The sequence below is a fragment of the Acidovorax radicis genome (genome assembly GCF_020510705.1).
In the GTDB taxonomy this organism is placed as follows: domain Bacteria; phylum Pseudomonadota; class Gammaproteobacteria; order Burkholderiales; family Burkholderiaceae_C; genus Acidovorax; species Acidovorax radicis_A.
Genome location: NZ_CP075184.1, coordinates 4,828,244 through 4,851,192, shown reverse-complemented (window position 1 = coordinate 4,851,192; position 22,949 = coordinate 4,828,244). Strand labels below are relative to the sequence as shown.

The 22,949-nt window shown below is 66.5% G+C and carries 17 protein-coding genes; 9 read left to right on the top strand and 8 right to left on the bottom strand.

The window, feature by feature from the left end; genetic code table 11:
* Positions 1 to 69: 69 nt before the first annotated feature.
* Positions 70 to 1,056, top strand: coding sequence for an IS5 family transposase (locus tag KI609_RS22250; RefSeq protein WP_226443853.1), 987 nt, complete (start codon positions 70 to 72; stop codon positions 1,054 to 1,056).
* Positions 1,057 to 1,237: 181 nt separating this feature from the next.
* Here KI609_RS22250 and KI609_RS22245 read toward each other — a convergent pair whose 3' ends face one another.
* Together KI609_RS22245 and ompR are read right to left on the bottom strand one after the other, a co-directional pair.
* Positions 1,238 to 2,626, bottom strand: coding sequence for an ATP-binding protein (locus KI609_RS22245; protein WP_226445694.1), 1,389 nt, complete (start codon positions 2,624 to 2,626; stop codon positions 1,238 to 1,240).
* Positions 2,623 to 3,378 (bottom strand): two-component system response regulator OmpR, encoded by a 756-nt coding sequence (gene ompR / locus KI609_RS22240; RefSeq protein ID WP_226445693.1) that lies wholly within the window; start codon positions 3,376 to 3,378, stop codon positions 2,623 to 2,625. Before ompR ends, KI609_RS22245 begins: the two co-directional genes overlap by 4 nt.
* Before the next feature lie 209 nt (positions 3,379 to 3,587).
* Between ompR and KI609_RS22235 the strand changes: the two genes are divergently transcribed.
* Positions 3,588 to 4,184 (top strand): hypothetical protein, encoded by a 597-nt coding sequence (locus KI609_RS22235; protein ID WP_226445692.1) that lies wholly within the window; start codon positions 3,588 to 3,590, stop codon positions 4,182 to 4,184.
* 150 nt (positions 4,185 to 4,334) lie between these two features.
* On the top strand, positions 4,335 to 5,336 hold the full coding sequence (locus KI609_RS22230; protein ID WP_226445691.1) for an alpha/beta hydrolase: 1,002 nt from the start codon (positions 4,335 to 4,337) through the stop codon (positions 5,334 to 5,336).
* 53 nt (positions 5,337 to 5,389) lie between these two features.
* On the opposite strand, the gene KI609_RS22225 is transcribed toward KI609_RS22230, so the two are convergent.
* Together KI609_RS22225 and KI609_RS22220 are read right to left on the bottom strand one after the other, a co-directional pair.
* Positions 5,390 to 6,352, bottom strand: coding sequence for an IS1595 family transposase (locus KI609_RS22225; RefSeq protein ID WP_226444542.1), 963 nt, complete (start codon positions 6,350 to 6,352; stop codon positions 5,390 to 5,392).
* 111 nt (positions 6,353 to 6,463) lie between these two features.
* Positions 6,464 to 7,687: a murein transglycosylase A gene (locus KI609_RS22220; RefSeq protein WP_226445690.1), complete on the bottom strand. Its 1,224-nt coding sequence runs from the start codon at positions 7,685 to 7,687 to the stop codon at positions 6,464 to 6,466.
* Here KI609_RS22220 and KI609_RS22215 point away from each other — a divergent pair.
* Positions 7,620 to 7,763: a hypothetical protein gene (locus KI609_RS22215; protein ID WP_226445689.1), complete on the top strand. Its 144-nt coding sequence runs from the start codon at positions 7,620 to 7,622 to the stop codon at positions 7,761 to 7,763. The two genes, KI609_RS22220 and KI609_RS22215, sit on opposite strands and share 68 nt — an antisense overlap.
* Positions 7,764 to 7,997: 234 nt before the next feature.
* Positions 7,998 to 8,642, top strand: a complete 645-nt coding sequence (locus KI609_RS22210; protein ID WP_226445688.1) for an OmpA family protein — start codon at positions 7,998 to 8,000, stop codon at positions 8,640 to 8,642.
* A gap of 95 nt (positions 8,643 to 8,737) precedes the next feature.
* Here KI609_RS22210 and KI609_RS22205 read toward each other — a convergent pair whose 3' ends face one another.
* From KI609_RS22205 to KI609_RS22190, 4 genes are read right to left on the bottom strand one after another with little or no spacing between them, the layout of a single operon-like run.
* The gene (locus KI609_RS22205; RefSeq protein WP_226445687.1) at positions 8,738 to 9,367 is read right to left on the bottom strand and encodes a response regulator transcription factor; all 630 of its coding nucleotides are present in this window, start codon (positions 9,365 to 9,367) and stop codon (positions 8,738 to 8,740) included.
* Positions 9,367 to 11,424 carry a two-component system sensor histidine kinase NtrB gene (locus KI609_RS22200; protein ID WP_226445686.1) on the bottom strand — a complete coding sequence of 686 codons (2,058 nt, stop codon included), beginning with the start codon at positions 11,422 to 11,424 and terminating at the stop codon, positions 9,367 to 9,369. The genes KI609_RS22205 and KI609_RS22200 overlap by 1 nt, the downstream gene beginning before the upstream one ends.
* Positions 11,421 to 12,236 (bottom strand): carbon-nitrogen hydrolase family protein, encoded by an 816-nt coding sequence (locus KI609_RS22195; protein WP_226445685.1) that lies wholly within the window; start codon positions 12,234 to 12,236, stop codon positions 11,421 to 11,423. The genes KI609_RS22200 and KI609_RS22195 overlap by 4 nt, the downstream gene beginning before the upstream one ends.
* Positions 12,233 to 16,390, bottom strand: coding sequence for a YhdP family protein (locus KI609_RS22190; protein WP_226445684.1), 4,158 nt, complete (start codon positions 16,388 to 16,390; stop codon positions 12,233 to 12,235). Before KI609_RS22190 ends, KI609_RS22195 begins: the two co-directional genes overlap by 4 nt.
* A 98-nt stretch (positions 16,391 to 16,488) precedes the next feature.
* Between KI609_RS22190 and glnE the strand changes: the two genes are divergently transcribed.
* The 4 genes from glnE to KI609_RS22170 all read left to right on the top strand — a co-directional run bounded on the left by glnE (position 16,489) and on the right by KI609_RS22170 (position 22,942).
* Entirely contained in the window at positions 16,489 to 19,239 is a 2,751-nt protein-coding gene (gene glnE / locus KI609_RS22185; protein ID WP_226445683.1) for a bifunctional [glutamate--ammonia ligase]-adenylyl-L-tyrosine phosphorylase/[glutamate--ammonia-ligase] adenylyltransferase, read from the top strand.
* Positions 19,240 to 19,509: 270 nt separating this feature from the next.
* Positions 19,510 to 20,199 (top strand): CerR family C-terminal domain-containing protein, encoded by a 690-nt coding sequence (locus KI609_RS22180; RefSeq protein WP_226445682.1) that lies wholly within the window; start codon positions 19,510 to 19,512, stop codon positions 20,197 to 20,199.
* Positions 20,200 to 20,208: 9 nt separating this feature from the next.
* The gene (locus KI609_RS22175) at positions 20,209 to 21,666 is read left to right on the top strand and encodes an efflux transporter outer membrane subunit (RefSeq protein ID WP_226445681.1); all 1,458 of its coding nucleotides are present in this window, start codon (positions 20,209 to 20,211) and stop codon (positions 21,664 to 21,666) included.
* An 82-nt stretch (positions 21,667 to 21,748) separates the two neighbouring features.
* Positions 21,749 to 22,942, top strand: coding sequence for an efflux RND transporter periplasmic adaptor subunit (locus KI609_RS22170; protein WP_226445680.1), 1,194 nt, complete (start codon positions 21,749 to 21,751; stop codon positions 22,940 to 22,942).
* The last annotated feature ends 7 nt before the right edge of the window (positions 22,943 to 22,949 follow it).

Here is a 22,949-nt window from a genome sequence, read left to right as displayed (position 1 = left end):
GCTAGGGACCCTCTGCACAAATCCCTGCGTAATGTGCTTACGAAGGCTTGAAGCCGAGACAATAAGGCCATGAAGCAAAGCAGCCTGGGCCTGAGCAATACCACCAAGCGCACACGCAAGCGCGAGTTCCTTGATGCGATGGAGTTGGTGGTGCCCTGGGCCGAGTTGGTCTCGCTCATTGAGCCCTACGCCCCAGAGATCGGACGCCGGGGCCAGCAGCCCTTTGCGGTGCAGACCCTGCTGCGTATCCATTTCATGCAGCAGTGGTTCAAGCTTAGCGACCCAGCCATGGAAGAGGCACTGCACGACGTGCCAGCCTTTCGGGACTTTGCCGGCCTGTCTCACTGGGACGAACACATTCCCAGTGAATCGAGCATCCTGCGTTTTCGGCATCTGCTGGAGCGCCACAAACTGGCCGATCAGATCCTCGCTACGGTCAATGCCCTGCTGCAAGCCAAAGGGCTGCAACTCAAAGCAGGCACGGTGGTGGATGCCACGCTGATTGCGGCGCCGACGTCCACCAAGAATGAAGGCAAGGCACGAGACCCCGAGATGCATCAAAGCAAGAAGGGCAACGAGTGGTACTTTGGCATGAAGGCTCACATTGGCGTGGATGCGGATTCAGGCCTGGTGCACAGCGTGCGCGGCACCAGTGGCAATGTGAACGACGTGATAGAAGCCAACAGCCTGCTGCACGGGCAAGAAACGGATGCCTTTGGCGATGCGGGCTACCAAGGAGTGGACAAGCGGCCCGATGCCAACAAGAACGTGCGCTGGCATGTAGCCATGCGCCCGGGGTTGCGCCGGGCTTTGGACAAAAACAAGCCTGTGGATGCGCTGATCGACCAACTTGAACGCACCAAGGCCAGCATCCGGGCCAAGGTGGAGCACCCGTTTCGGGTGCTCAAGCAGCAGTTCGGGTACGTGAAGGTGCGCTACCGGGGGCTCATGAAGAACACGGCGCAGATCGTCACGCTGTTTGCGCTGGGCAATCTGTGGATGGCAAGGCACAAGTTGCTGGCCTGCATGGGGCAGGTGCGCGTGCAGGGGGCGTAAAGCCTCCGATATAGGGGCAATGGCCCTCGCCAAACGCCTGCTGGGTGCGCTGCGCACGCCTCATTACTCAAAGCGAGTGCTGTTTTAGTTCAGGCATCGCTGTGACATAGCCAGAACCGATTCGTGAAGAGCTTCCCTAGAGGCATTTTTTATCAAATTCCTTGCCCAGGCTTCGACAGGCTCAGCCCGAACGGGTAGCCGGGTCTACCGCTGGCAGCACCAGCCGCGCCCGCAGCCCCTGGCCTGGGGCGCTTTGCAGCTCCAGCCGCCCGTTGTGGGCACGGGCCACGCGGTCGGCAATGGCCAGGCCCAGCCCGGCGCCGGGGCGGCCGCTGCGGGCAGCCTCGCCGCGCGCAAAGGGCTGGCGCACGCGCTCCAGCTCGGCAGCGGGCAGGCCGGGGCCGTGGTCCTGCACTTCTATCCAGACTTCATCTACCGCACTGCCCGTGCGCAGCACCACGGGCGCTGCGCCGTGGCGCCAGGCGTTCTCTACCAGGTTGTCCACCGCGCGGCGCAGGGCCTGGGCCTGCACGGGGGTGGGCGGCGGTGCGCCTAGCTCCAGCGCCACGCTGCGGCCATGGTCGGCCTGCGCCTGGGCGATGGCCTGGGCCAGGTCGTCCAGCGCGGCGGGCTGCGGGGGCTCGGCCTCCTGCATGCGCGCAAAGTGCAAGAACTGGCCGAGGATGGCCTCCATCTCGTCCATGCTGCGCACCATGCCCGTGGCCAGTTCGGGCTCGATCTGCGGCCCGGCAATCTCTACCGAGAGGCGCAGCTTGGTCAGTGGCGTGCGCAGGTCGTGCGACACACCGGCCAGCATCAACGCGCGCTCCTGGTCGGCAGCGGCCAGGCTGTGCGCCATGTGGTTGAAGCTGCGGCCCACGGTAGCGATTTCTTCGGGACCGTCCTCGGGCAGCGGGGCAGGCGCCTGGCCCTGCGCCAGTTGCCGGGCCGCTGTCACCACCTGGGCCAGCGGGCGGTTGATGTGGCGCTGCAGCCACCACGCGCCCAGCAGCGCCAGCAGCATGCTGGCCAGCGTGGCGGCCAGCCAGGCGCCGGTGAACTCGCGCGTGGGGAACACACTGGGCAGGTTGAGCCAGTAGGTTTCCGGCCCCTGCGCGCCCTCATGCACCACGCGCAGCGACAGCACGCCGCTGCTGTCGCGCCGCCAGACCGGCTCGCCTGAGGGAGGCGTGCCCTGTGCCTCGTCCAGCCGCTGCGTCACGGCGCGCACAAACTGCCGTTCCATGGGCGAGAGCACGGCGCGCCAACTGCCCGGCGCAGCCGTCAGTGCGGATGCCTGTGTTTGCGCGGCCTGGTCGTTGAAGGCCTGCACAAACGCTTGCCGCTGCCCGGGCGGCAGCGCCTGCAGCCCCGCACGGATGGCGGCCACATTGCGCGCCACGCCATCGGCCACCTGCGCCACGCGGGGCTTCAAGATCATGTGCCGCACCAGCACGGCCGCGCACAGCTGGCCCAGCACGATGAGCGCCGCCATCAGCAGCAGGTTGCGCCCGAGCAGGCTGCGCGGCCACCAGCTCCGTTGGCGGGTGGGCGTGGCGGAGGGTGTCATGGCTTGCCTCCGCCGCCCGGCGCTGCGCCATCGGGCACAAACACATAGCCCACACCCCACACGGTGCGGATATGGCGCGGCTGGGCCGGGTCGGCCTCGATGAGCTTGCGCAGGCGCATCACCTGCACGTCGATGCTGCGGTCGGTGGCGGTGTGGTCGGGGCCATAGGCCAGCGCGATGAGCCGGTCGCGCCCGAGCGGTCGGTGTGGCTGCTGGGCCAGCGTCTGCAGCAACGCGAACTCGCCGGTGGTCAGGGGCACGTCCTGCGCACCGTGTCCGTCGTTGCGCTCCAGCCGACGCTCATCCAGCCACAGCGTGAAGGCACCAAACGCAATGCGCCCGCCCGCCTGGCGCGGCCCGGTGTGTGCGCCCAGCAGGCGCTGGCGGCGCACCATGGCCTGGATGCGGGCCAGCAGCTCGCGCGGGTTGAAGGGCTTGGGCAGGTAGTCGTCCGCGCCCATCTCCAGGCCCACGATGCGGTCCACCGGGTCGCCCCTGGCCGTGAGCATCAGGATGGGAATGGTTTCGCCCTGCGCACGCAGGCGGCGGCAGATGGCCAGGCCGTCCTCGCCCGGCATCATCACGTCGAGCACCAGCACATCAAAGCGCTCGCGCTGCAGCAGCACATCGAGCGGGCCTGCGCCATCGACCGTGCGCACGGTGTAGCCCTGGTCGCTCAGGTAGCGCTGCAGCAGCGCGCGCAGGTCGGGCTCGTCATCGGCGACCAGGATCTTGGCCAGGGTGTCGGTCATGGGTACCAAAGGGGCATGTTGGCAAGGGCGGCAGCGTTTGCCAATGGTAGGCGGTTGCCGCGCGCATGCGCCTCCGGTCATGACAAGGCGTGACGTGGCCGCAGGCGTTTGTCATGGTTTGTCATACCTGCGCGCGCGTTTGCCATCACTGGCTCACACCTGCTCGCCAAAGTCGGTACCTGTTCAACGCCTTACCAAGGAGCTGCCCCATGACCCCCCTGAACCGCCCCACCGTGCACGACCTGTTGCAACGCCCTGCGCTGGCTGTGGGCGTTTTTATGTTCTCGGCCCTCACGGCCGTGCTGCTGGCCGCCTTGATGGCGTTGGCCGCCCCGGCAGACGCCAACGCCCGCACCCGCCGCAGTGTGGAGCACAACGCCGATGGCAGCACCACGGCCCACACCGGCGTGGCCCGCAGCGGCGCCAACGGTGCGGTGCTGCGTGGCCGCACCGCCACTACCGATGGGCAGGGCAATGCCAGCGTGACGAGCCGCGGTGTCGCCGTAGGGGCACAGGGCGGCATGGCCGTGCGCCAGGGCAGCACCACGCGCAACGCGGACGGCAGCGCCAGCCGCACCGGCACGGTGTCGGCCCAGAACGCCCAGGGCAACCTGCAAAGCAGCGGCGCAGCGACCCGCAACGCCGACGGCACCGTGACGCAGGCCCGCAGCACCACCGCCACCAGCGCGGCCCCTGGCAACAGCGTGCAGGCGCAAAGCAGCTACAGCAAGGACAGCGGCTTGAGCCGCAGCGCCACCTGCTACGACGCGAGCGGCACCGCCATGGCCTGCCCCACCCGGCCTTGAGTTCACGCACTTGAACCGCTCACGCTGAGCCTGTCGAAGGCGCCGCACAAGACTTCGACGGGCTCAGCCCGAACGGATATTTCAGGTTCAAAGGTACCCACCCCAATGACTTCCTCTGACTTCCCTCCTCCCCATTCCAGGAGCCTTGCCATGTCCCTGCGCCGCATCCTCACCTTGACCACCCTCGCCGCACTCACGCTGGCCACTGCCAGCGTGCAGGCCCAGACTACCGCGCAGAGCGGCGGCCGCCTGCGGGCCCTCATCGCGCAAAGGCAGGCCGCCGCCGCACCGGCCGCGCTGTCCGCAGGCGTGCAGCGCATTGCCGACGTGCCCTACGGCATGGACCCGGCGCAGCGCATGGACGTGTACGTGCCCACCAGCCCCACGGGCGCTGGCACGGGCACCAACAGCCTGGTGGCCAGCGCTGTGCGGGCGCCGGTCATCTTCATGGTGCACGGCGGCGCCTGGCGCATCGGCGACAAGGCCGTGGGCCGCGTGGTGCAGGAGAAGGTGAGCCGCTGGGTGCCCAAGGGCTTCATCTTCATCTCCATCAACTATCGGCTCTTGCCGGATGCCCCCGTGGCGCAGCAGGAGCGCGATGTGCTAACCGCCCTCATGGCCGCACAGCAGCGCGTGTCCACCTGGGGTGGGGACCCGAACCGCTTCATCCTCATGGGCCACTCGGCCGGGGCTCATCTGGTGGCCCTGCTCAACGCCCGCGCGCCGCAGGCCCTACGCGAAGGGGCCTGGCCTTGGCTGGGCACGGTGTCGCTCGACAGTGCCGTGATGAATGTCCCCGCCACTATGCGCGCACCGCACATGCCGCTGTACGACGATGCCTTTGGCAGCGACCCCGCCTACTGGCTGGCGCTGTCGCCCTTGCACCAGTGGACGGTGGGCGCGCCACCCATGCAGATGGTGTGCTCCACCGAGCGGGCCGACCAGCCCTGCACCCAGGCCGACGCCATGGCCCGCCACGTACGCAACCAGGGCGGCCGCGCCGAGGTGCTGCCGCAGGACCTGGACCATGGTGAAATCAACGCCCAGCTCGGCCTGGACAGCGACTACACACGCGCCGTGGAGGCCTTCATGGGATCGCTGGACACCGAGGTGGCGCGGCGGTTGCAGTGTGGAGCGGCAGTTTGCTATTAAATAGATAGCTGCTAGCGCTTGATAGATAAGCGCTAGCAGCCACTTTTACCTGATTAGCTACTTACCTCAGATACCTGCAGCAGCTTCAAAGGCAGTGGGCCAGTAGTCACCAAGGCCTTCAACAGTCTGGGCAGCATGGCAGGCAGATCAAAGCGGCGGTTGAATCGCCAGCAGAACTCGGCCAAGTAGCGCTGGGCATACCTGGTGTGGTCAAACGAGTGATAGGTTCCTGCCATGCTGGTCTTGAGGTTGCCCAGCAAGGTGTTCACCCAACGCAGCTGAGGTGTCTGCGCCCCCTGGCGCCCACCTCCAGTCACGTGGCGCTCATGCGTGGCCTGCGCCTGCTGCACCTGCGCAAAGGCACGCGTGCCGTCGCTGACCACGTGGCAGCCCGCCGCCAGGTGGCCCTGTGCCCATTGCCGCATGTGCTGGTTGGTAAAGTCCTGCACAGGCGTCAAGTGCATGTACAGGGGCCGGCCATCGACGCTGGTCTGCACTGCGGCGACGAAGGCCGTCTTGTTGGCTGCGCGGCGCCCGCCGTTGATGTGGCCTGCCCGCTCGCCCCCAAGGTAGGCATCGTCAATCTCCACCCGCCCTTGCAGCAGGTAGCGCGCATCGCGCTGGGCCATGGCCTGCATCAGTTTGTGCTTCATCAGCCATGCCGTTTTGTAGGACACGCCCAACTGGCGCTTGAGCGCCAGGGCGCTGATGGCGTTCTTGTTCTGCGTCAGCAGGTACATGGCAAGAAACCACAGCTTTAGGGGCACATGGGTGTGTTCCATCACAGTGCCCACGATGGATGAGCTTTGGTAGCCACAAAGCAAGCACTCCCACAGCAGACGGCCCGTGCCATTGCGGGGGTGAAAAAAGCGCTTGCAGCCGCAATGCGCGCACTGCCAGCCATCGGGCCAGCGGGCGGCCACCAGGGCCTGCTCGCACTGCTGATCGCTGCCGTACTGAGACTGAAATTGTGGCAGCGACAGCCCGCGCTGGAACTGGATGGTGTTGATGGACATCGCTTGCTCCTTGGCGCCGAGAACTCGGCATGTCCGTTGGAGTCCTCTGGCTGGGCTTTGTTCTGCGCAATCTGAGGTATGTCGCTAATCAGGCAAAAACACTTCAAACCCTCACTTCGGCCACAACGCCCACAGCCGCAGGTTCTGCTTGAGCCGCCCTGCAATGTCGCCGGCCTCGGGCCCCCAGCCTGTGAAAAAGTCAGCCCGCACGGCACCCAAAATCGCGCTGCCCGTGTCTTGGGCCATCACCAACCGGTTGAGCTGTACCTGGGGGCCGGAAGAAGCCAGCCACACCGGCGTGCCATACGGAATGCTCTGGCGGTCTACCGCAATCGAGCGGCCGGGGGTCAGTGGCACGCCCTGGGCGCCCCGGGGGCCAAAACCGGCGTCGAGCGGGCTCAGGGCCTCTTCGCGAAAGAACACATAGCGCGGGTTGCTCCACAGCAGCTCGTTGGTGCGCTGCGGGTTGTTCGCCAGCCAGGCGCGGATGCCCGGCCAGGTGGCGTCGCGTGTGGCGCCTTGGTCGAGCAGCCAGCGGCCCACGCTTTGGTAGGGCTGGTCGTTGGTGCCGGCATAGGCCACACGCACCACCGACACGGAGCCATCGGCCTCGGCAATGCGCAGTCGGCCCGAGCCCTGGATGTGCAGCACCATGGATTCGATGGGGTCGCGCAGCCACGCAATGGCACGGCCCTGCAGCGCGGCCTGCGCCTCAGGCAGGGTGTCGATCTGCTGGCGCGTGTACCAGGGCCTGCGGCTGCCAAAGCTGGCGGGCGTGCGGTAGATCGGCACCGTGTAGCCGTTGCCCGGCTGGCGGGCCGCATCCATCATGGGTTCGTAGTAGGCGGTCAGCAGGCCTTCGGAGTTGCCATCCATGCCCTCGATGCGGTAGGGCTGAAACCGGGCGATCAACCATGCGCGCTGCTCGTCGGTGGTGGCGATGCTCAGCTGGCGGACCTCGCTGCACAGCGCCGTGAAGGGCGGCTGGGGGCGTTCGCAGCTTTTGATCCAGGCATTCCAGGCTTCATACAGCGCGTCGTCGGTGAAACCAGGCAACTCTGCCCAGCGCACGGGAATCCACCGGCTTTTGGCCTGCGCCATGGGCGAGGGCAAGGGGCCCGAGTCGCCCGGGAGCGGGGCCGCACTGGAGGGAAACGGCGCGGCAATGGCACCGGGCCGCGAGGGGCTTGGGGCGGGGGCGGTGGAGCAGGCGGCCAGCGTTCCTACAATCAGCGCCGTCGATACAAGGCGCAGGAGTGTCAATTTCATGGGGCTGATTTTGCTTGAAGCGCTGCTGGCGCTGGTGGTGCTCGTGGCCATCGTGTGGTGGACCATGTTTGCGGGCCGCAAGCGCGGAGAGCTCAAGCCCCCACCGGGAGGTGATGATGGGCAACCCCCGCCAGCGCCGTGACTTTCACCTTTTCGTGTGGTCCGTGTCGGCCGTGTCGGCATATGCGGCGTTGTCCTACAAAGGCGCAGGCGATCGCGCTGGTGACGGCGGGGCTGGGCTGTGCCACGATGGACACCACTGGGGGGCGGGGCAGGGTTCGGCCAAGGCGGTATGCACCGCACCGCATCGCGTCTGCGCCGGGGGTGGCCTTGGCTCCACCTGCCCAGCGCCACTGATTTTTCAAGGAGCACACACATGCGCAAACACATTCTTCTCGGCCTGACCGCCGTCGTGGTTCTGGCCACCGGCTGCGCCAGCATGGACGATACCCAGCGGCGCACCGCCACAGGGGCAGGCGTCGGAGCCTTGGCGGGTGCGGTGATCGGTTCGGCCACCGGAGGCCACGCCGGCACGGGGGCGGTGCTGGGTGCCGGTGTGGGTGCCTTGGGCACCTATATCTGGTCACAAAACATGGAGCGCCAAAAGCGCGACATGGAGCAAGCCACGCGCGGCACCGGCATTGCCGTGTCCCAGACGGCAGACAACCAGCTCATGCTGAACATCCCGAGCGACATTTCGTTTGCCGTGGGACGTTCGGACATTCAGCCCAACTTTGCACCGGTGCTTGACCAGTTTGCCACGAGCTTGCGCAACAACCCGAACACCGACGTGCGCATCGTGGGCCACACCGACAGCACCGGCAGCGAAGCCATCAACAACCCGTTGTCGATGGACCGTGCCGCCAGCACCCGCAGCTACCTGGCAGCGCGCGGCGTGGACAGCCGCCGCATCATGATTGAAGGCATGGGCGAGCGTTATCCCATTGCCTCCAACGACACCAGCGAAGGCCGCGCACGCAATCGCCGCGTCGAGATCTTTGTGGGCGAACGCCCTCGTTAAGCCGCGTTGGCCCGGGGGTGGCGCAACAGGGTTGTCACACTCCGGGCCTGTAGGCTGGGCGGACGGCGGGCGCATTCATTCGCCAGCTCGACGCTTCAATGCCCGGTGCGCAGCAGGTTGGCCAGTTCCACGGCGGACTTGACCTGCATCTTGTCGAACACCCGGGAGCGGTGTACCTCCACGGTGCGCACGCTGATGTCCAGCTGATCCGCAATCAGTTTGTTCGGCAAGCCCGCCACCACCAGATCCATCACATCGCGCTCACGCTCGGTGAGTTCACCCAGGCGGACCTGCACGTCGCTGCGCTCGCGCAGTTCAGACAGGTGTTGGGCCGACAACGCCAGCGCTTGTTCGATGCGGTCCACCAGTGCATTGTCGGAGAACGGTTTTTCGCAAAAATCAAAAGCCCCGCGCTTGACGGTGTCGACGGCCGTGGGCACGTCGGCATGACCGGTGAGAAAGATCACCGGCATGGTGGCCAGGTCTCCACGGGCAGCCAGCAGGTCGAACAAGGCCAGTCCGTTCATGCCCGGCATGCGCACGTCCAACAGCAGGCAACAGGGCTGGCGTTGTGCGGGGCGGTGTTGCAGCATGGCATCAAACGCCTCGGCGCTTTCAAAAGACTCGCTGGGCAGGCGGCGCGAGCGCAGCAACCACGCGAGCGCCTCGCGCACGCTGGCGTCGTCGTCGACGATGAACACGGTGGCGTTGGGTACAGGTTCCATCAGGGTTCGGAATCAGGGAGGGACACGGGCAGCGTGAAGGTCAATACCGTACCACGCGGCACGTTGGGCGCGTAGCCCAGGAAGCCGCCGTGCTGCTCAATGACCGTGCGGCACATGCTCAACCCCAGGCCCATGCCCTCGGTGCGGGTGGTGAAAAAGGGTGTGAACAGCTTTTCTGCGACCTCGGGGGCGATGCCGGTGCCCATGTCGGTCACTGTGAACTCGATCCAGCCACTTTGTTGGTTGGACGCGGCGCGCCGTACCCGGATATCCAGCACCCGCGAGCGCACGCTCGGGTCGTCCATGGCTTGCATGGCGTTGCGAGCGAGGTTCAGCAACACCTGCTCGACCATGGTGCGATCGCACAACACCGGGGCCAGGCCGGGCTCGACGCTGGTGAGCACGCGCACGCCCAGCTTGCGGGCCTGAAGCTTGATGAGCGGCAAGATGGCGTCGAGCAACTGCTGCGCTTGCACGGACTCACGGACACGGTCACGTCGGCGCACAAAATCATGCACGCTTTTGATCACGCGCCCGGCGCGCTCGGCCTGCCGGGCGATCTGCTGCATGGCCATGCGCACGTCCTGCAGGGCTTCGGGCTCGGCGATCCCCTTGGCCCCATCGGCCTCGGCGTGTTCCAGCAGGTTCAGCGAGCCGTTGGCGTAGCTGGAGATCGCTGCCAGGGGCTGGTTCAGTTCATGGCTGAGCAGCGACGCCATCTCGCCCACTGTGGCCAGCCGTGCCGTGGCCTGCAGGCGCTCTTGCGAGGCGCGTGAGATTTCCTCCACCCGCCGCTGCTCGCTGATGTCCAGAAACGCGCTCATCCAGCCGGTGTGCAGGCCCTGTGCATTGATGAGCGGTGCCTCGATGATGAGTACCGGAAACCGCGTACCGTCCTTGCGCATGAAAATTGACTCGAACCCTTCGCGCGGAGGCACCAGCTGGCCCGACAGCCGCACCTGCTGGCGCTCGCGGTATTCGTCCACCAGCTCGGGCGGCCAATAGGGCGCCGACACGCTCTGACCCAGCAGCTCCGGGGCACTAAAGCCCACCATGGCACAAAAAGCCGGGTTCACGTAGGTGATGCGCCCCTGCAGGTCGCGGGCGCGCAGGCCCGTGACCAGTGAGTCTTCCATGGCCTTGCGGAACGCCAGCGCATCGGCCAGGTCGCGTTCAGCGCGCAGGCGGCGGCGGTTGTCGCGCACCAGCACCACCACCACGGTCACGAGGGCGATCGACATGGCCGTGACCAGGGCCGTGAGCACGTTGGGGAACAGGTTGGGCGCGCTGTGCCATCCGTCCATGCGCAGCACCAAGGTGCTGCCCGGCAGATTCAACAGGTGCTGCGCCGTGAACACACGTGTGCCCCTGCGCGCTGCCCCCAACACGGCCAGGCGCGTGCCATCGGCCTCGGTGAACGAAGCCTCCTGGCTGCGGGTGAGGTTGTGTGCCACCAGGTTGATGAGCATGTCCTGCAAGGAGTAGGTGGCCACCAGAAACCCGGTGGTGCGGCCACCAGCGGCCAGGGGCACACACAGCTCCATCATCTCCGAGCCGAGGCCGTCTCCATGGGGCTGAAAGTAGCTGCTCGAATACGCCGGGCTGCTCAGGCGGCGTGCGTTGGCGCAGGCGATGGTGAGCTCCGAATGGCCGCTGTTGCGCCACCGCATGTCCCACGCCACGGGCCGATACGGAGACTGCGCGTGGGTGCGGGTCTTCAGATTCGGCTCGCGAAGTTCGATGCGCACCAGCTCGCGGCGGTTTTTGAGCAGTTCGGCGGCCTCGATCTCCCATGCCAGCTGACCCGGGCTGTCGGTGGGAAGTGCTTGCAGGGTTTGCAGGTTGTGAGTGAGTGCGGTGCGAATGTCGGAGACGGCATCGACCGTGTCGCGCTCCAGGCGCGATTGCACCTGGCTGGTTTCATACCGCCCCGCCAGCCAGACCAGGGTGGTGAGCATGGACACCACCAAGAGCACCAGCGCGGTCCAGAGCGACCAACGTCGCCATGCACCGCGCCAGCGCTGCAGCAGGGGGCGTTTGGGGCGTGCGGTGGTCACAACACGCGGTGCGCCAGGGCGGGCAATTGCGTGCGCACGTTGCGCAAGTGCTCGGCACTGAGATCACCGGTCACCACCCCGGCACCTTCGCCCTGCTGCGCCAGCACCGTGCCCCACGGGTCGACGAGCATGCTGTGGCCCCAGGTGCGGCGCCCATTTTCGTGGTGGCCGCCTTGTGCGGGTGCCAGCACATAGGCCAGGTTTTCCACCGCCCGGGCGCGCAACAGCACTTCCCAGTGGGCTTCGCCGGTGGTGTGTGTGAAAGCGCTCGGAACGAGCAGCAGGTCTGCACCCGCGCGGGCGTGTGCCCGGTAGAGCTCGGGGAACCGCAGGTCGTAGCACACGCTCAGCCCCACGCGCCACCGGTGGCCATCGCGGGCCGTCAGGTCAAACTGCACGGGAAGGTGGCCAGCTTCGATGATCCGGCCTTCGTGGTAGCTCTCCTGGCCATTGTCGAAACAAAAAAGGTGGATCTTGTCGTAGCGTGCAACGCAGGTGCCTGCGGGGTCGAACACCAGCGTGGTGTTGCGCACGCGGTCTGGCGCCGTGGTTTGCATCGGCAGGGTGCCGCCCACGATCCAGATCTGTAGTGACCGTGCGGCATCGGCCAGGAAACGCTGGATCACGCCATCGCCTTCGGGCTCGCGCCAGGCCAGCTTGTCGGTATCCCTGTGGCCCATCATGCAGAAATATTCGGGCAGAACGGCCAGTTCGGCGCCGCTGCGTGCCGCCTGCTCAAGCAGGATGCGGGCGGCACGCAGGTTGTCGTCGCGCTGTGTGCCGGACACCATCTGTATGGCGGCAACTTTCATGGCGTGTCTCCAGCTTTGGGGGGGCTGACGGAGGAGGCGTCATCGGTGGCCGACCCCGCCTCCCGGCCACGGCGGGGCACCCGCACAACGCGGGGATCGGCCCAGGTGCCGTCGATATGGAACTCTTGCGTGGCCGCCTCAATGAGGGGGCCACGCAGGAAAACCTGCGCGAGGAAGCTGCCCAGGCCCACCACGGGGTTGATGGCGGTGGCCACCAGCGACGCGGTCATGGCATTGATCTCGGGCACCACCACCACCCGCAGATCCTGTGTCTCGTGGTCGATGTTGGCGCTGCCTTCCATCAGTACGGCGGCGTTGATGCCCTTCATTTGCAGGTTGTTGGTGGTGGCCACCCCCTGGTTGATGCGCATGTCGCCACGCACGAAGTCAAAAGCAAAGCCTTCGCTGAACACGTCGCGAAAGTCCAGCGTGAGGCGGCGGGGCAGCGATTGCAGGCTCAAAACCCCCAGGAGCTTGGCCAGGCCCGCGTCGGCCTTGAGAAACTGGCCCGACTCGACATTCAGGTTGACCTGCCCGGTCATGGTGAGGTAATCGGGGCTGAACGGTGCCCCCAGCCAGGCGATCTGGCCTTCCATGCGCCCTTTGCCACGCTTGACCACGCTGGGCATGCCCAGGCGACTCAGCATGTCACCCGAGTCGCGAATGTCGAGTTTGAAGTTGAGCACGGTGCGCCGCGCGGTCGGCTTGGGGCCTGCACCGGCCGCATTCAGCAGTGCCCAGTTGCCGCTGGCGGTGAAACTCGCCTCGGGGGCGAGGATGTTGAATTTGCTCAGGCGCCATTCACTGAGTGCGCCGTCGCCGCCGCGGTTCTGGGCCTCCATTTCGAGGCGTCCGAGCCGCTTTCCGCGCAACTCGAAGTCGTCAATCACCACATCAAGCTCTGGCAGATTGCCCGGCTGTTCGTTGAGCATCTCCTCGACCTGGGTGACCTCGCTCTCGGGCATCTTCATGCGCGACAAGCGCGCAAAAATGCGGCCGTTGGTGAAATCCTGCGCGCCGGGCTGGCGGTATTCCAGGTAACCATTGAGCTCCGCGGCATCCAGGTTGGCGCGCCACGTGGTGCCGTCGCGCAACACGCCGGCGACGACGTTGTGCAGCGTGCGGCCTTGCAATGTGATCTCTCGGGCGCGCAATGCCAACGTGCTGGGCAGGTAGTCCAGCGTCGCCGGGGCTATGGTTGTGGACGCGGCAGGCCCCGGTGTCTTGCGTGGGGGCGCTGGCGGCGTGCCTGTGGCCTGCGCCAGAACATCCTCCCAGGCATCGACGTCGACCTTGTTCTGGTTGATGTTGGCAGCCACGCCCTGTGCAGGCATCGGAGCCGACTCGCCACTTGCCAGCCCGATGCCAATGGCGCCCCTGAGTACCCGCGGCTGGGGCCCGTCCAGTGCGCGCGCATACGTCGCAAAACCCAGTTCGCCCATATCCAGCGTGGCCTGATCGCGCAAGGCCGAGGCACCTGCACTGCCCGCAGCACTGGCCAGACCAGCGAGAGACTCGCGCGTCACCTGGTTTTCAAAGCGTATCGGCAGCGTGGCATCCGCCGGTTTGCCCAGCGGCGCTGGCAGTGCCAACGCCAGTCCTTGCAAGGTGGTTGCGACCTGCAATTCGGGCACCCCGCCGCGAAATGCCAGATTCAGGGTGTAAGCGGTGCTGCCCGTTGCGCGGCTTGCCAGCTGCGAAACCATGCCCAGCTGCGGCGTTTGTTGCAGGCCTTCGGCGGTGGCCGTGCCCTGCGCGCGCACCTGAATGGCCGACTCGGTTGCCGGGGTATTGGGGGCCAGTGCCCGCATGCCGCCGTCCAGCTTGACCGCCCCACCCAGCGCCTGCGCCTGCACGTTGTTGAGCGTGAACCCCGTGTCGCTGAATTGCACGGCGCCGCGCACACGGCTGAGCGTGGGGGTGTCCGGGGTGATGCGCAGCTCGTTGCCTGCCAGGGTGACGTTGCCTTGCACCTTGGATTTGTTGATATCGCTGATGGGCAGGCTCAGGCGCAGCTGGACGTCGGCATTGCCGGTGCCTGTGGCCTGGCCCAGTGCGTTGCTGGTCATGCCCCCGAGCGGAGAGGTGGCCATCAAGGCCAGCAGCTCGGTCAGCGGCCCGCGCGCATCGGCCGTCACGCCCACCACGGTATGGGCGAGGTCGGGAATCTTTGCTTCCACCTTGGACACCCGAAGGCTCTTGCTTCCCGCAAACCCGCCGCTGGCGCCGCGCACCTGCATGGACGACCGTTCGAAGATCAATTCGCCGCCCAGTTCCGTCAGGGCCGGCCATGGCAGGGCCCCCGCGGGCTGCAGGCTGGGCGGCACGTAGGCATAGGTCACATCCTTGACGCGCGCGGCGATGCGGAACTCACCCAGCTTGGGGTCGTTGAACGGCAGGTTGTGCAGATCACCCTTGACCTGGAACTGCACATTGCTGGCGGTGCCCGCCACCACGGCGTCGCGCACATAGTGGCGTGAGTCCTCCGGAATCGTCAGAGGCAGGTAGCGGTGCACCCGCGTGCCATCGGCGCGGCTCAGGTGGCCCGTTAAATCCAGCACCCCCGGGAACCGCGATTGGTGGGGCACTTTGGCCGCATCGCTGGTGTGCCAGCTGGCACGTGCCTGCCCTTGAGCATCTGCGTTGGCAAACAACACATCACCGGTTTGCACCGCGATGCGGTCGCCGTCGATCTGCCAGCGCACATCGGCGCTGAGCCGGTCAAGTGGCAGCACCGGGTCGTCAAAAACGCCGGGCAGGAAGAGCGCGCCAGCGCTGATCGCCACCGTGGCCTTCCCACCGCCCTGTGTCATGTCGATGTCTACGCTGGCCCCGCGCAGCCCCAGGTGAGCGGCTGTCGCATCGGTGATCTCGCCCGCCAGTGCAAGGTCGCGTATCTTGCTTTTGACCTGGTATTGCACAAGGCGATCAAGGGGGCCTCGCCAGGTAGCCTGTATCTCGTCCACCAGCCCTTGGGGGGTGTAGGTCTGCAGGGCCGTGTGGACGGTGGGCCCGAGCGGCAGACGGCTTGCAATTTGAGCGAGTGCGGCCAGGTCCAGCCGGTCTGCGCGAAACTCTCCCTGCTCGGGGGCCTTGCCCGTCGCCGCGCTATGCACCAGCCGCAGGTTGCCGCCGGGCCAGGTCAGACCATCATCGGTCTGGAACTGCAAGCCCTGGGTAGAGAACTCGAAGCCGCCGCTCAGTCGCCGCGCGCCCAGGCGCCCTTCGATGGAGCGCAGCGTCAGCGCTTGCAAGCCCGCGCCCAGGGTGGTGTTCACCTCGGCAAGCGCCAGATCTGCCGTGCCGCCAACTACTTCGCCGCTGCGCACATCGGCCCAGGCGCGCAGTGCGCCATGGCCCTGTGTCACCTCAATGCCCACGTCGGCATGGTGGCGCAGCTGCGAGACATCCACGCGCGAAAAGTCGGCGAAGACCTGGCCATTCCAGTGCTTCCAGTTGCCGTCCCGCGCACGAAGCAGGGGGGCACGGAACAGGCCCACCACGGTGAACCGGTCGCCCCAGGCCGCAGGAGGGGTGGCATCAAGCCGCATATGGTGGTGCCAATTGCCGTTTCGCAGCACAAGGTCTACCTTCTGCAGGGCCAGCTCGGGGGCGCCGCGTTGCTCGTCCGTCCACCGGACGGTGCCGCCGCGGATGAACACCTCGCCTTGCGAGAAAAGCCAGTCCGCCGCAGCGCTGCTGTCGCCTTCGGTCTGCGCAAACGCAAGGCCCGCCACATAGATACGCCCGTCTGCGGTGCGCCTGATATCAAGGTCAGGCCCTTCAATGTAGAGTTGCTCGAACCCTCCGTTGAGCAGTGAGCGCGGCGACAGAGCCACCACCACCCGGGGCAGGTGCAACGCGGTGCGACCGGTTGCGTCGAGCAGCGCAACGTCCGACAGCTCGATCGAGGGGATCAGGCCTTCGGTATGCGCGGCAATGGCGCCGATCTTCACGGGAACCCCCAGAGCCCGTGTGGCATGGGCCTCCAGTTGCGGGCGGAAATCACCGATTCGCGGCACAATCCAGCCATGAAGTCCGCCCCACGCGATGGTCAGCAGCAGCCAGAAAGCCAGCAGCAACCCCAGCAACCACCGCGCAAGACCTGCCATTGTTTTGAGCAGGCGTGAGGGGTGCGTAGTGGGATCGATCATGTTGGGATTGAATGTGGCAGGAATTATGACCCGGGGCATCGGCTTGGGTTCACACCAAACGAGTGCCCCTATGTGTGCTGCGCCTTGCCGTGACTGCCATGCAGACGCCTGGCTCTAGCCCCCTGTGCAACCAGCCCCCGCCTGCCGGGCCCCTGGCTGAACACTCACGCTTTTACCAGCGCCTGCAACGCCGTTACGCCAGCGACCTGGTGTTGCTGCCACCGGGTGCGCCTGTGTTGGCGACCATGGTGCAGGCTTATGACGCGCTGCGTGCCCGGGGCTGCGACACTGGCACGGCGCTGCGGGTGTTGCGGCAATTGGTGATGGAGCGGCTCATTGAGCTCGATTGCGACGCCCACGCCCCGCTCGGTGACATCACCCGTGCCGTTACCGAGCTGGCCGAACTGGCGCTGGACCGCGCATGCAGTCATGCACGCCACGAGCTCGACGAGCGCCACGGCGCCCCGCGCGGGTCCGAGGGGCAGCCTGTGTCGTTGTGGATCATCGGCATGGGCAAACTCGGGGCGCGCGAGCTCAATGTGTCGAGCGACATCGACCTGATCTACGTGTATGAACACGACGGCGACACCACCGGCGCGCCCGATGGTCGCGGCCGCATCTCCAACCACGAGTACTTTGCGCGCGCCGTCAAAGCCATCTACAGCCTGGTGGGGGACACCACCGAACACGGTTTTGTCTTCCGTGTGGATCTGGCCTTGAGGCCTAACGGCAATTCGGGGCCGTCGGCGGTGTCGTTGTCGGCGCTGGAGGAATACCTTCAGGTGCAGGGCCGCGAATGGGAGCGTTTTGCCTGGCTCAAGAGCCGGGTCGTGGCCCCCAGCGACAGCATTGGCAGCCCAGGGGTGCAGGCCCTGCGGGGCGTGGTGTTGCCGTTTGTGTTTCGGCGTTACCTTGACTACAGCGTGTTCGACGCTTTGCGCTCCCTGCACCGCCAGATTCGCGACCATGCCGCCAAACGCAGTGCCGGACACCCGGAGCGTGCCAATGATGTGAAGCTGTCGCGCGGCGGTATTCGTGAAATCGAATTCACCGTGCAATTGTTGCAAGTGGTGCGCGGTGGGCAGTTTCCGGAACTGCGGCGCCGGCCTACGCTGGATGCTCTGCAGCGTCTCGCGCGTGCGGGCCTGATGCCTCAGGAAACGGCCGATGCGCTGGCGCAGGCCTATATTTTCTTGCGGCGGGTTGAGCACCGTATCCAATACCTCGACGACCAGCAAACCCATGTGCTGCCCACGCGCGATGATGATCTGGCCTGGATTGCCCACACCATGGGCTACGCCGATTGCTGCGCCTTCCTGCACCAGCTGGATGCGCACCGCGAACTGGTCGCGCAAGAGTTCGACACCCTGCTGGGTGGCCCGGAGAAGAAGCAGTGCAATGGGGGCGGCTGTGGTGGCCCCCGCGCCGTGACGCAACCGCCTCCTGAGCTGGAGGCGCTGCTCGAACAGCTGCCGCCGGGTTTTCGCGAACGCGTGGCCGAGTGGCGCAAAAACCCGCGCGTGGAGGGCCTGCGCGATGAGGCCCGCGCGCGCCTTTTCCGCCTGGTGCAGCGCACCGCGTTGTGGCTCAAGGAAGGCCGGGTGACCGAAGAAGCCACACTGCGCCTCGTCAACTGGCTGGAGCCGTTGATGCGCCGCGAAAGCTATCTGGCGCTGCTGCTGGAGCGCCCTTCCGTGCACGAGCAGCTGTTGCACCTGCTGGGCGCGGCGCGGTGGCCAGCGCGGTACTTGTTGCAGCATCCCGGTGTGATCGACGAGCTGGTGGGCGACTCCCTTTTGGCAGAGCGTTTTGAGGTGGCTGATTTTGAGCGCGAGCTCACCGTGCGCCTGGCCTCGCTGCAATCCACGGGCGAAGACGACGACGAAACGCTGCTCAATTTGCTGCGCCGGGCGCAACATGCCGAGACCTTTCGCACGCTGGCGCGTGACGTAGAGCGGCGCATCACCGTCGAGCAGGTGGCCGATGACCTATCGGCGCTGGCCGACAGCGTGCTGCGCATCACCGCCCAGTGGTGCTGGAGCCGACTCAAGACGCGCCACCGCGACAGCCCCCAGTTCGCCATCATCGGGTACGGCAAGCTCGGTGGCAAAGAGCTTGGCTACGGCAGCGATCTGGACATCGTCTTCGTTTTTGATGACGACGACGAGCGCGCCCCCGAGGTGTATGCCGCTTTTGTGCGCAAGCTGATCAACTGGCTCACGGTCAAGACCGGCGAAGGCGATCTCTACGAGATCGACACCGCGCTACGGCCCAACGGCAGCTCCGGCTTGCTGGTGACCAGTTTCGACGCCTACGCCAACTACCAGCAGCGGCGCGGCAGCAACACCGCCTGGACCTGGGAGCACCAGGCCATGACACGCGCACGATTTGTGATGGGCACCGAGGCCCTGCGGGCCCGCTTTGATACGGTGCGCGAGGCCGTGATCACCTCCGAGCGTGATCCGCAGGCCCTGCGTGAAGAAATCGTCACGATGCGCGAGCGCGTGCGGTCCGCGCACCCCGTGCAAAGTGGAATGTTCGAGGTCAAACACAGTCCCGGCGGCATGGTGGATGCCGAGTTTGCCTTGCAGTACCTGGTGCTGTCGCAGTCTGCGGCCCACCCCGAGTTGCGCGCCAACCTGGGCAATATCGCTTTGCTGGAGCGAGCGGAGCAGGTCGGCCTGTTGCCGCCGGGCGTCGGCCATGCGGCCGCGAATGCCTATCGCGAATTGCGCCGTGTGCAGCACCGGGCCAGGCTGGACGAAGCCCCGACACAAGTCGCTCCGCCCGCGTTGCAAGCCGAACGGGATGCGGTGCTGGCCCTGTGGGGCGCCGTGTTTGGTCGTTGACCATGGCGCGGTGGATTGACGCCGCCGCGCGCACGCGGGGACTCCCGTGGCGGGGGGCAGACCGACCGGTCCGCATGGCCTCCGTTTCCTTGCTCCGGGTTCTCGGGCGGCTTGAATCACCCGGTCTGACGCCGGTTTGACACCGTACGAAGGCGCCATGGCATTCACTGTCCCGCTGCCCCACAGCGGGAAGCGCACCCCCTAGCCACTGCCCAACATTTGAAACAAAAGTTAATCAACTGATTGATTAATGCGTGTTTTAATTTACCGATGATTTCCCCTCCAGATGCGCCCCACGATGCCTCGGATTCGCGTGCGCGCCTGCTCGATGCCGCGCTGCGGCTCTTTGCGGAGCACGGTTTCGCCAAGACTTCCATCCGCCAGATCGCCGAAGCAGCGTCGGTCAACACGGCGCTGATCAGCTATTACTTTGGGGACAAGAAAGGCCTGTACCGCGCCACTTTCACCGAGCCCATGGGCAGCCCGATGGCGGTCGATGCCTGGCCGACCACGTTGGATGCCTTCATCGAGGTGTTGGTCCGCGGTTTCATGCAGCCCCTGCTGCAGGGCGCTCAGGTAGAGTTGTGCATGCGCCTGCACTTTCGCGAAATGCTGGACCCCACAGGGCTTTGGGAGCATGAGCTGGAGTGCGAGATCAAGCCCGCCCATGCCGCGCTGGTGCAGCTGCTGTGCAAGGAGCTGGGGCTTGCCGGGCCTGATGAAGACGTCCATCGGCTGGCCCTGGCCATCCCGTCACTGGCCTTGCACTACTACGTCGGCCGCGACGTCGTGCAGGCCGTTTGCCCTGGGCTGTCGGACACCGCCGAAGGCCTCGCGCAAACCACCTCACGCCTGATTGACTTCGCCGGCTCCATGGTCGCCGGCGAACGCAAGCGCCGCCGCAGCGCAGCCCCGGCTACCAGCCGGGGTGCTTCTTCCTCACCTCCAACCCTTGGGTGACCTTTGGTTATGCAACGCACCGTTTTCAAACCTTTCGTGGTCCTGGCCCTCACCCTGGGCCTGGGCGCTTGCACGACCACGCCACCGCCAAAGCAGGCGGCAGCAGCCATGCCCCCTGCATGGAAAGCACCCTTGCCCCACGGCGGGCAGGTGGAGCAACTGGCCCAGTGGTGGACCCGCACCAATGACCCCGTGCTGGTTTCGCTCATCGAATCGGCCCAAAACGTCAGCCCTACCCTGGTACAGGCGCGCAGCCGCGTGGAGCAGGCCCGGGCCACGCAGGTGGCCAGCCGGGCCGCCTTGTGGCCCACGTTGGACGCCCAGGCCAGCGCCAGCCGGGGCATCACGGCCCCTCTCACCACCCCGGCCACCACGGCGCAGGCGGGTTTGCAGGCGGGCTGGGAGATGGACGTGTTCGGCGCCAACAGCGCCACGCGTGACGCCGCCACCGAGCGGTTGGCAGGAGCCCGGGCGTTGTGGCACGAAGCCCGTGTCAGCGTCGCTGCCGAAGTGGCCTTGCAGGTCAGCAGCCTGCGCACCTGCCTGCAGCAGCTGGAGGTAGCGGAGCGCGATGCGCAGTCGCGCACCGCCACGGCCCGCCTGTCGCAAGACAGCGAGCGCGTGGGTTTCACGGCCCCCGCCACGGCGGCGCTGGCCTATGCGAGTGCGGCCGAGGCCATGGGCCGCATGGCGCAGCAGCGCATGTTGTGTGATGTGGACTTCAAAAGCCTGGTGGCCCTGACGGGGCAAGAAGAAGGCCGCCTGCGCGAGCAGATCACGGCCGCTTCGGCCGCTGTCACCCATGCAGCCAGCAACGAGGCCCTCTTCACCATCGCCGCATTGCCCGTGCAGGTGCTGTCGCAGCGGCCCGATGTGTACAACGCCGAGCGTGAGGTGGCCGCGGCCAGCGCCGAGGTGGGCAGCGCCCAGGCGCAGCGGTATCCCCGGCTGTCGCTCACGGGCACCGTGGGCTCGGCGTGGAACCGCGCGGCAGGCGCCACCACCGATCTGAGCACCTGGTCTTTGGGCCCCTTGGCGCTGACCCTGCCTCTGTTTGACGGGGGGCGCCGCGCCGCGCAGGTGGATGCTGCCCGCGCCCGTTACGACGAAGCCGTTGCCGTGTACCAGGGCCGCGTGCGCCAGGCGGTGAGCGAGGTCGAACAAGCCCTGGTCCGCCTGCACAGCACCGCCGAACGCGCCGGCAGCGCCCGCGCAGCGGTGCAGGGCTACCGTACGTCGTTCGACGCCACCGAAGCCCGCTGGCGGGCAGGCATGGCCAGCCTGGTCGAACTCGAAGACGCCCGCCGCACCCTGCTGGCCGCACAAACCACGCTGGTGGCATTGCAGCACGAGCGCCAGTCGGCCTGGGTGTCGCTGTATCGCTCAGCCGGAGGTGGCTGGGATGCCACGGCGTCCGGCCCTGCTGCTGACACGCCCGTGGCCGCGCCATCAAGTGCAACGCCCTGATAGGCGCCACTGGCGCATGCACCGCTGAACGCTTGTCGAGGCACCCTCTCAAGCACTTATTTTTGAAAAACGGATATCTTTTATGCCCGCCTTCAAGTTCTCTCCCTCTGCTTTTGCCGTCATCAGTGCCCTGGCGCTGGCGACCGGTGGCGCGCTGGTTTTTTCGGACACATCGCGTGCCGCTGATGAACCCAAGGCGGGCCAGCCCCGCCCCGCGCTGACGGTGACCACCGCGCCGCCGGAGCGCACCCCGGTGCCCCTGCGCCTGGCCGCCAACGGCAACGTTGCCGCGTGGCAAGATGCCAGCATTGGCGCCGACAGCAATGGGCTGCGATTGACCGACGTGCGGGTGAATGTGGGTGATGTCGTCAAGGCCGGCCAGGTGCTGGCCACCTTCTCGGCCGATACCGTGTTGGCCGATGTGGCGCAGGTGCGCGCCAGCTTGCTGGAGGCCCAGGCCAATGCGGCCGAGGCGGCGGCCAACGCCGAACGGGCACTGTCGCTGCAGGCCACGGGCGCCTTGAGCCAGCAGCAGATTCAGCAATACACCACGGCCGAGAAGACGGCGCAGGCCCGCGTCCAGGCCGCAAAGGCCACGCTCAACGCGCAGCAACTGCGGCTGAAATACACCCAGGTGGTGGCGCCGGACAGTGGCGTGATCTCGGCCCGCACGGCCACCGTGGGCGCAGTGGTGAGCTCGGGCACCGAGTTGTTTCGCATGGTGCGCAAAGGCCGGCTCGAATGGCGCGCTGAAGTCACCTCGACCGAGCTGGCGCGCATTCGCCCCGGCGTCAAGGCGCAGGTCACGGCAGCCGGTGGCGCGGTGGCGGAAGGCACCGTTCGCGTCGTGGCGCCCACCGTGGACCCCCAAACACGCAATGCACTGGTCTATGTGGATCTGCCGCTGAACAGCAGTTTGCGCGCGGGGATGTTTGCGCGCGGCGAATTCGCGCTGGGCACCAGCGAGGCGCTCACCGTGCCCCAGGAAGCACTGGTGGTGCGCGACGGCTTCTCGTACGTGTTTGTGGTGGGCGCGGAGCAACGGGTGCAGATGCGCAAGGTGTTGACCGGGCGCCGCGTGGCCGACCGGGTCGAGGTGCTTTCGGGCCTGGACGCCCAAGCGGCTATCGCTGTGCGCGGCGCGGGGTTTCTGAACGACGGGGATCTGGTGCGGGTGGTCAACAAGGCGCCCACCGGTGCGACCTCATCGGCAAGCGATTTTGGTGAAAAAGTGGTTGTAGCGCTTATGCATCAAGCGCAAGTAGCTATTAAATAAGGAGCAT

What these genes read in the sequence shown, in the direction of transcription:
- KI609_RS22250 (WP_226443853.1), top strand. Translation starts at nt 70, where the DNA reads ATGAAGCAAAGCAGCCTGGGCCTGAGCAATACCACCAAGCGCACACGC.
- KI609_RS22245 (WP_226445694.1), bottom strand. Translation starts at nt 2,626, where the DNA reads ATGACACCCTCCGCCACGCCCACCCGCCAACGGAGCTGGTGGCCGCGC.
- ompR (WP_226445693.1), bottom strand. Translation starts at nt 3,378, where the DNA reads ATGACCGACACCCTGGCCAAGATCCTGGTCGCCGATGACGAGCCCGAC.
- KI609_RS22235 (WP_226445692.1), top strand. Translation starts at nt 3,588, where the DNA reads ATGACCCCCCTGAACCGCCCCACCGTGCACGACCTGTTGCAACGCCCT.
- KI609_RS22230 (WP_226445691.1), top strand. Translation starts at nt 4,335, where the DNA reads ATGTCCCTGCGCCGCATCCTCACCTTGACCACCCTCGCCGCACTCACG.
- KI609_RS22225 (WP_226444542.1), bottom strand. Translation starts at nt 6,352, where the DNA reads ATGTCCATCAACACCATCCAGTTCCAGCGCGGGCTGTCGCTGCCACAA.
- KI609_RS22215 (WP_226445689.1), top strand. Translation starts at nt 7,620, where the DNA reads ATGGGGCTGATTTTGCTTGAAGCGCTGCTGGCGCTGGTGGTGCTCGTG.
- KI609_RS22220 (WP_226445690.1), bottom strand. Translation starts at nt 7,687, where the DNA reads ATGGTCCACCACACGATGGCCACGAGCACCACCAGCGCCAGCAGCGCT.
- KI609_RS22210 (WP_226445688.1), top strand. Translation starts at nt 7,998, where the DNA reads ATGCGCAAACACATTCTTCTCGGCCTGACCGCCGTCGTGGTTCTGGCC.
- KI609_RS22205 (WP_226445687.1), bottom strand. Translation starts at nt 9,367, where the DNA reads ATGGAACCTGTACCCAACGCCACCGTGTTCATCGTCGACGACGACGCC.
- KI609_RS22195 (WP_226445685.1), bottom strand. Translation starts at nt 12,236, where the DNA reads ATGAAAGTTGCCGCCATACAGATGGTGTCCGGCACACAGCGCGACGAC.
- KI609_RS22190 (WP_226445684.1), bottom strand. Translation starts at nt 16,390, where the DNA reads ATGATCGATCCCACTACGCACCCCTCACGCCTGCTCAAAACAATGGCA.
- glnE (WP_226445683.1), top strand. Translation starts at nt 16,489, where the DNA reads ATGCAGACGCCTGGCTCTAGCCCCCTGTGCAACCAGCCCCCGCCTGCC.
- KI609_RS22180 (WP_226445682.1), top strand. Translation starts at nt 19,510, where the DNA reads ATGATTTCCCCTCCAGATGCGCCCCACGATGCCTCGGATTCGCGTGCG.
- KI609_RS22175 (WP_226445681.1), top strand. Translation starts at nt 20,209, where the DNA reads ATGCAACGCACCGTTTTCAAACCTTTCGTGGTCCTGGCCCTCACCCTG.
- KI609_RS22170 (WP_226445680.1), top strand. Translation starts at nt 21,749, where the DNA reads ATGCCCGCCTTCAAGTTCTCTCCCTCTGCTTTTGCCGTCATCAGTGCC.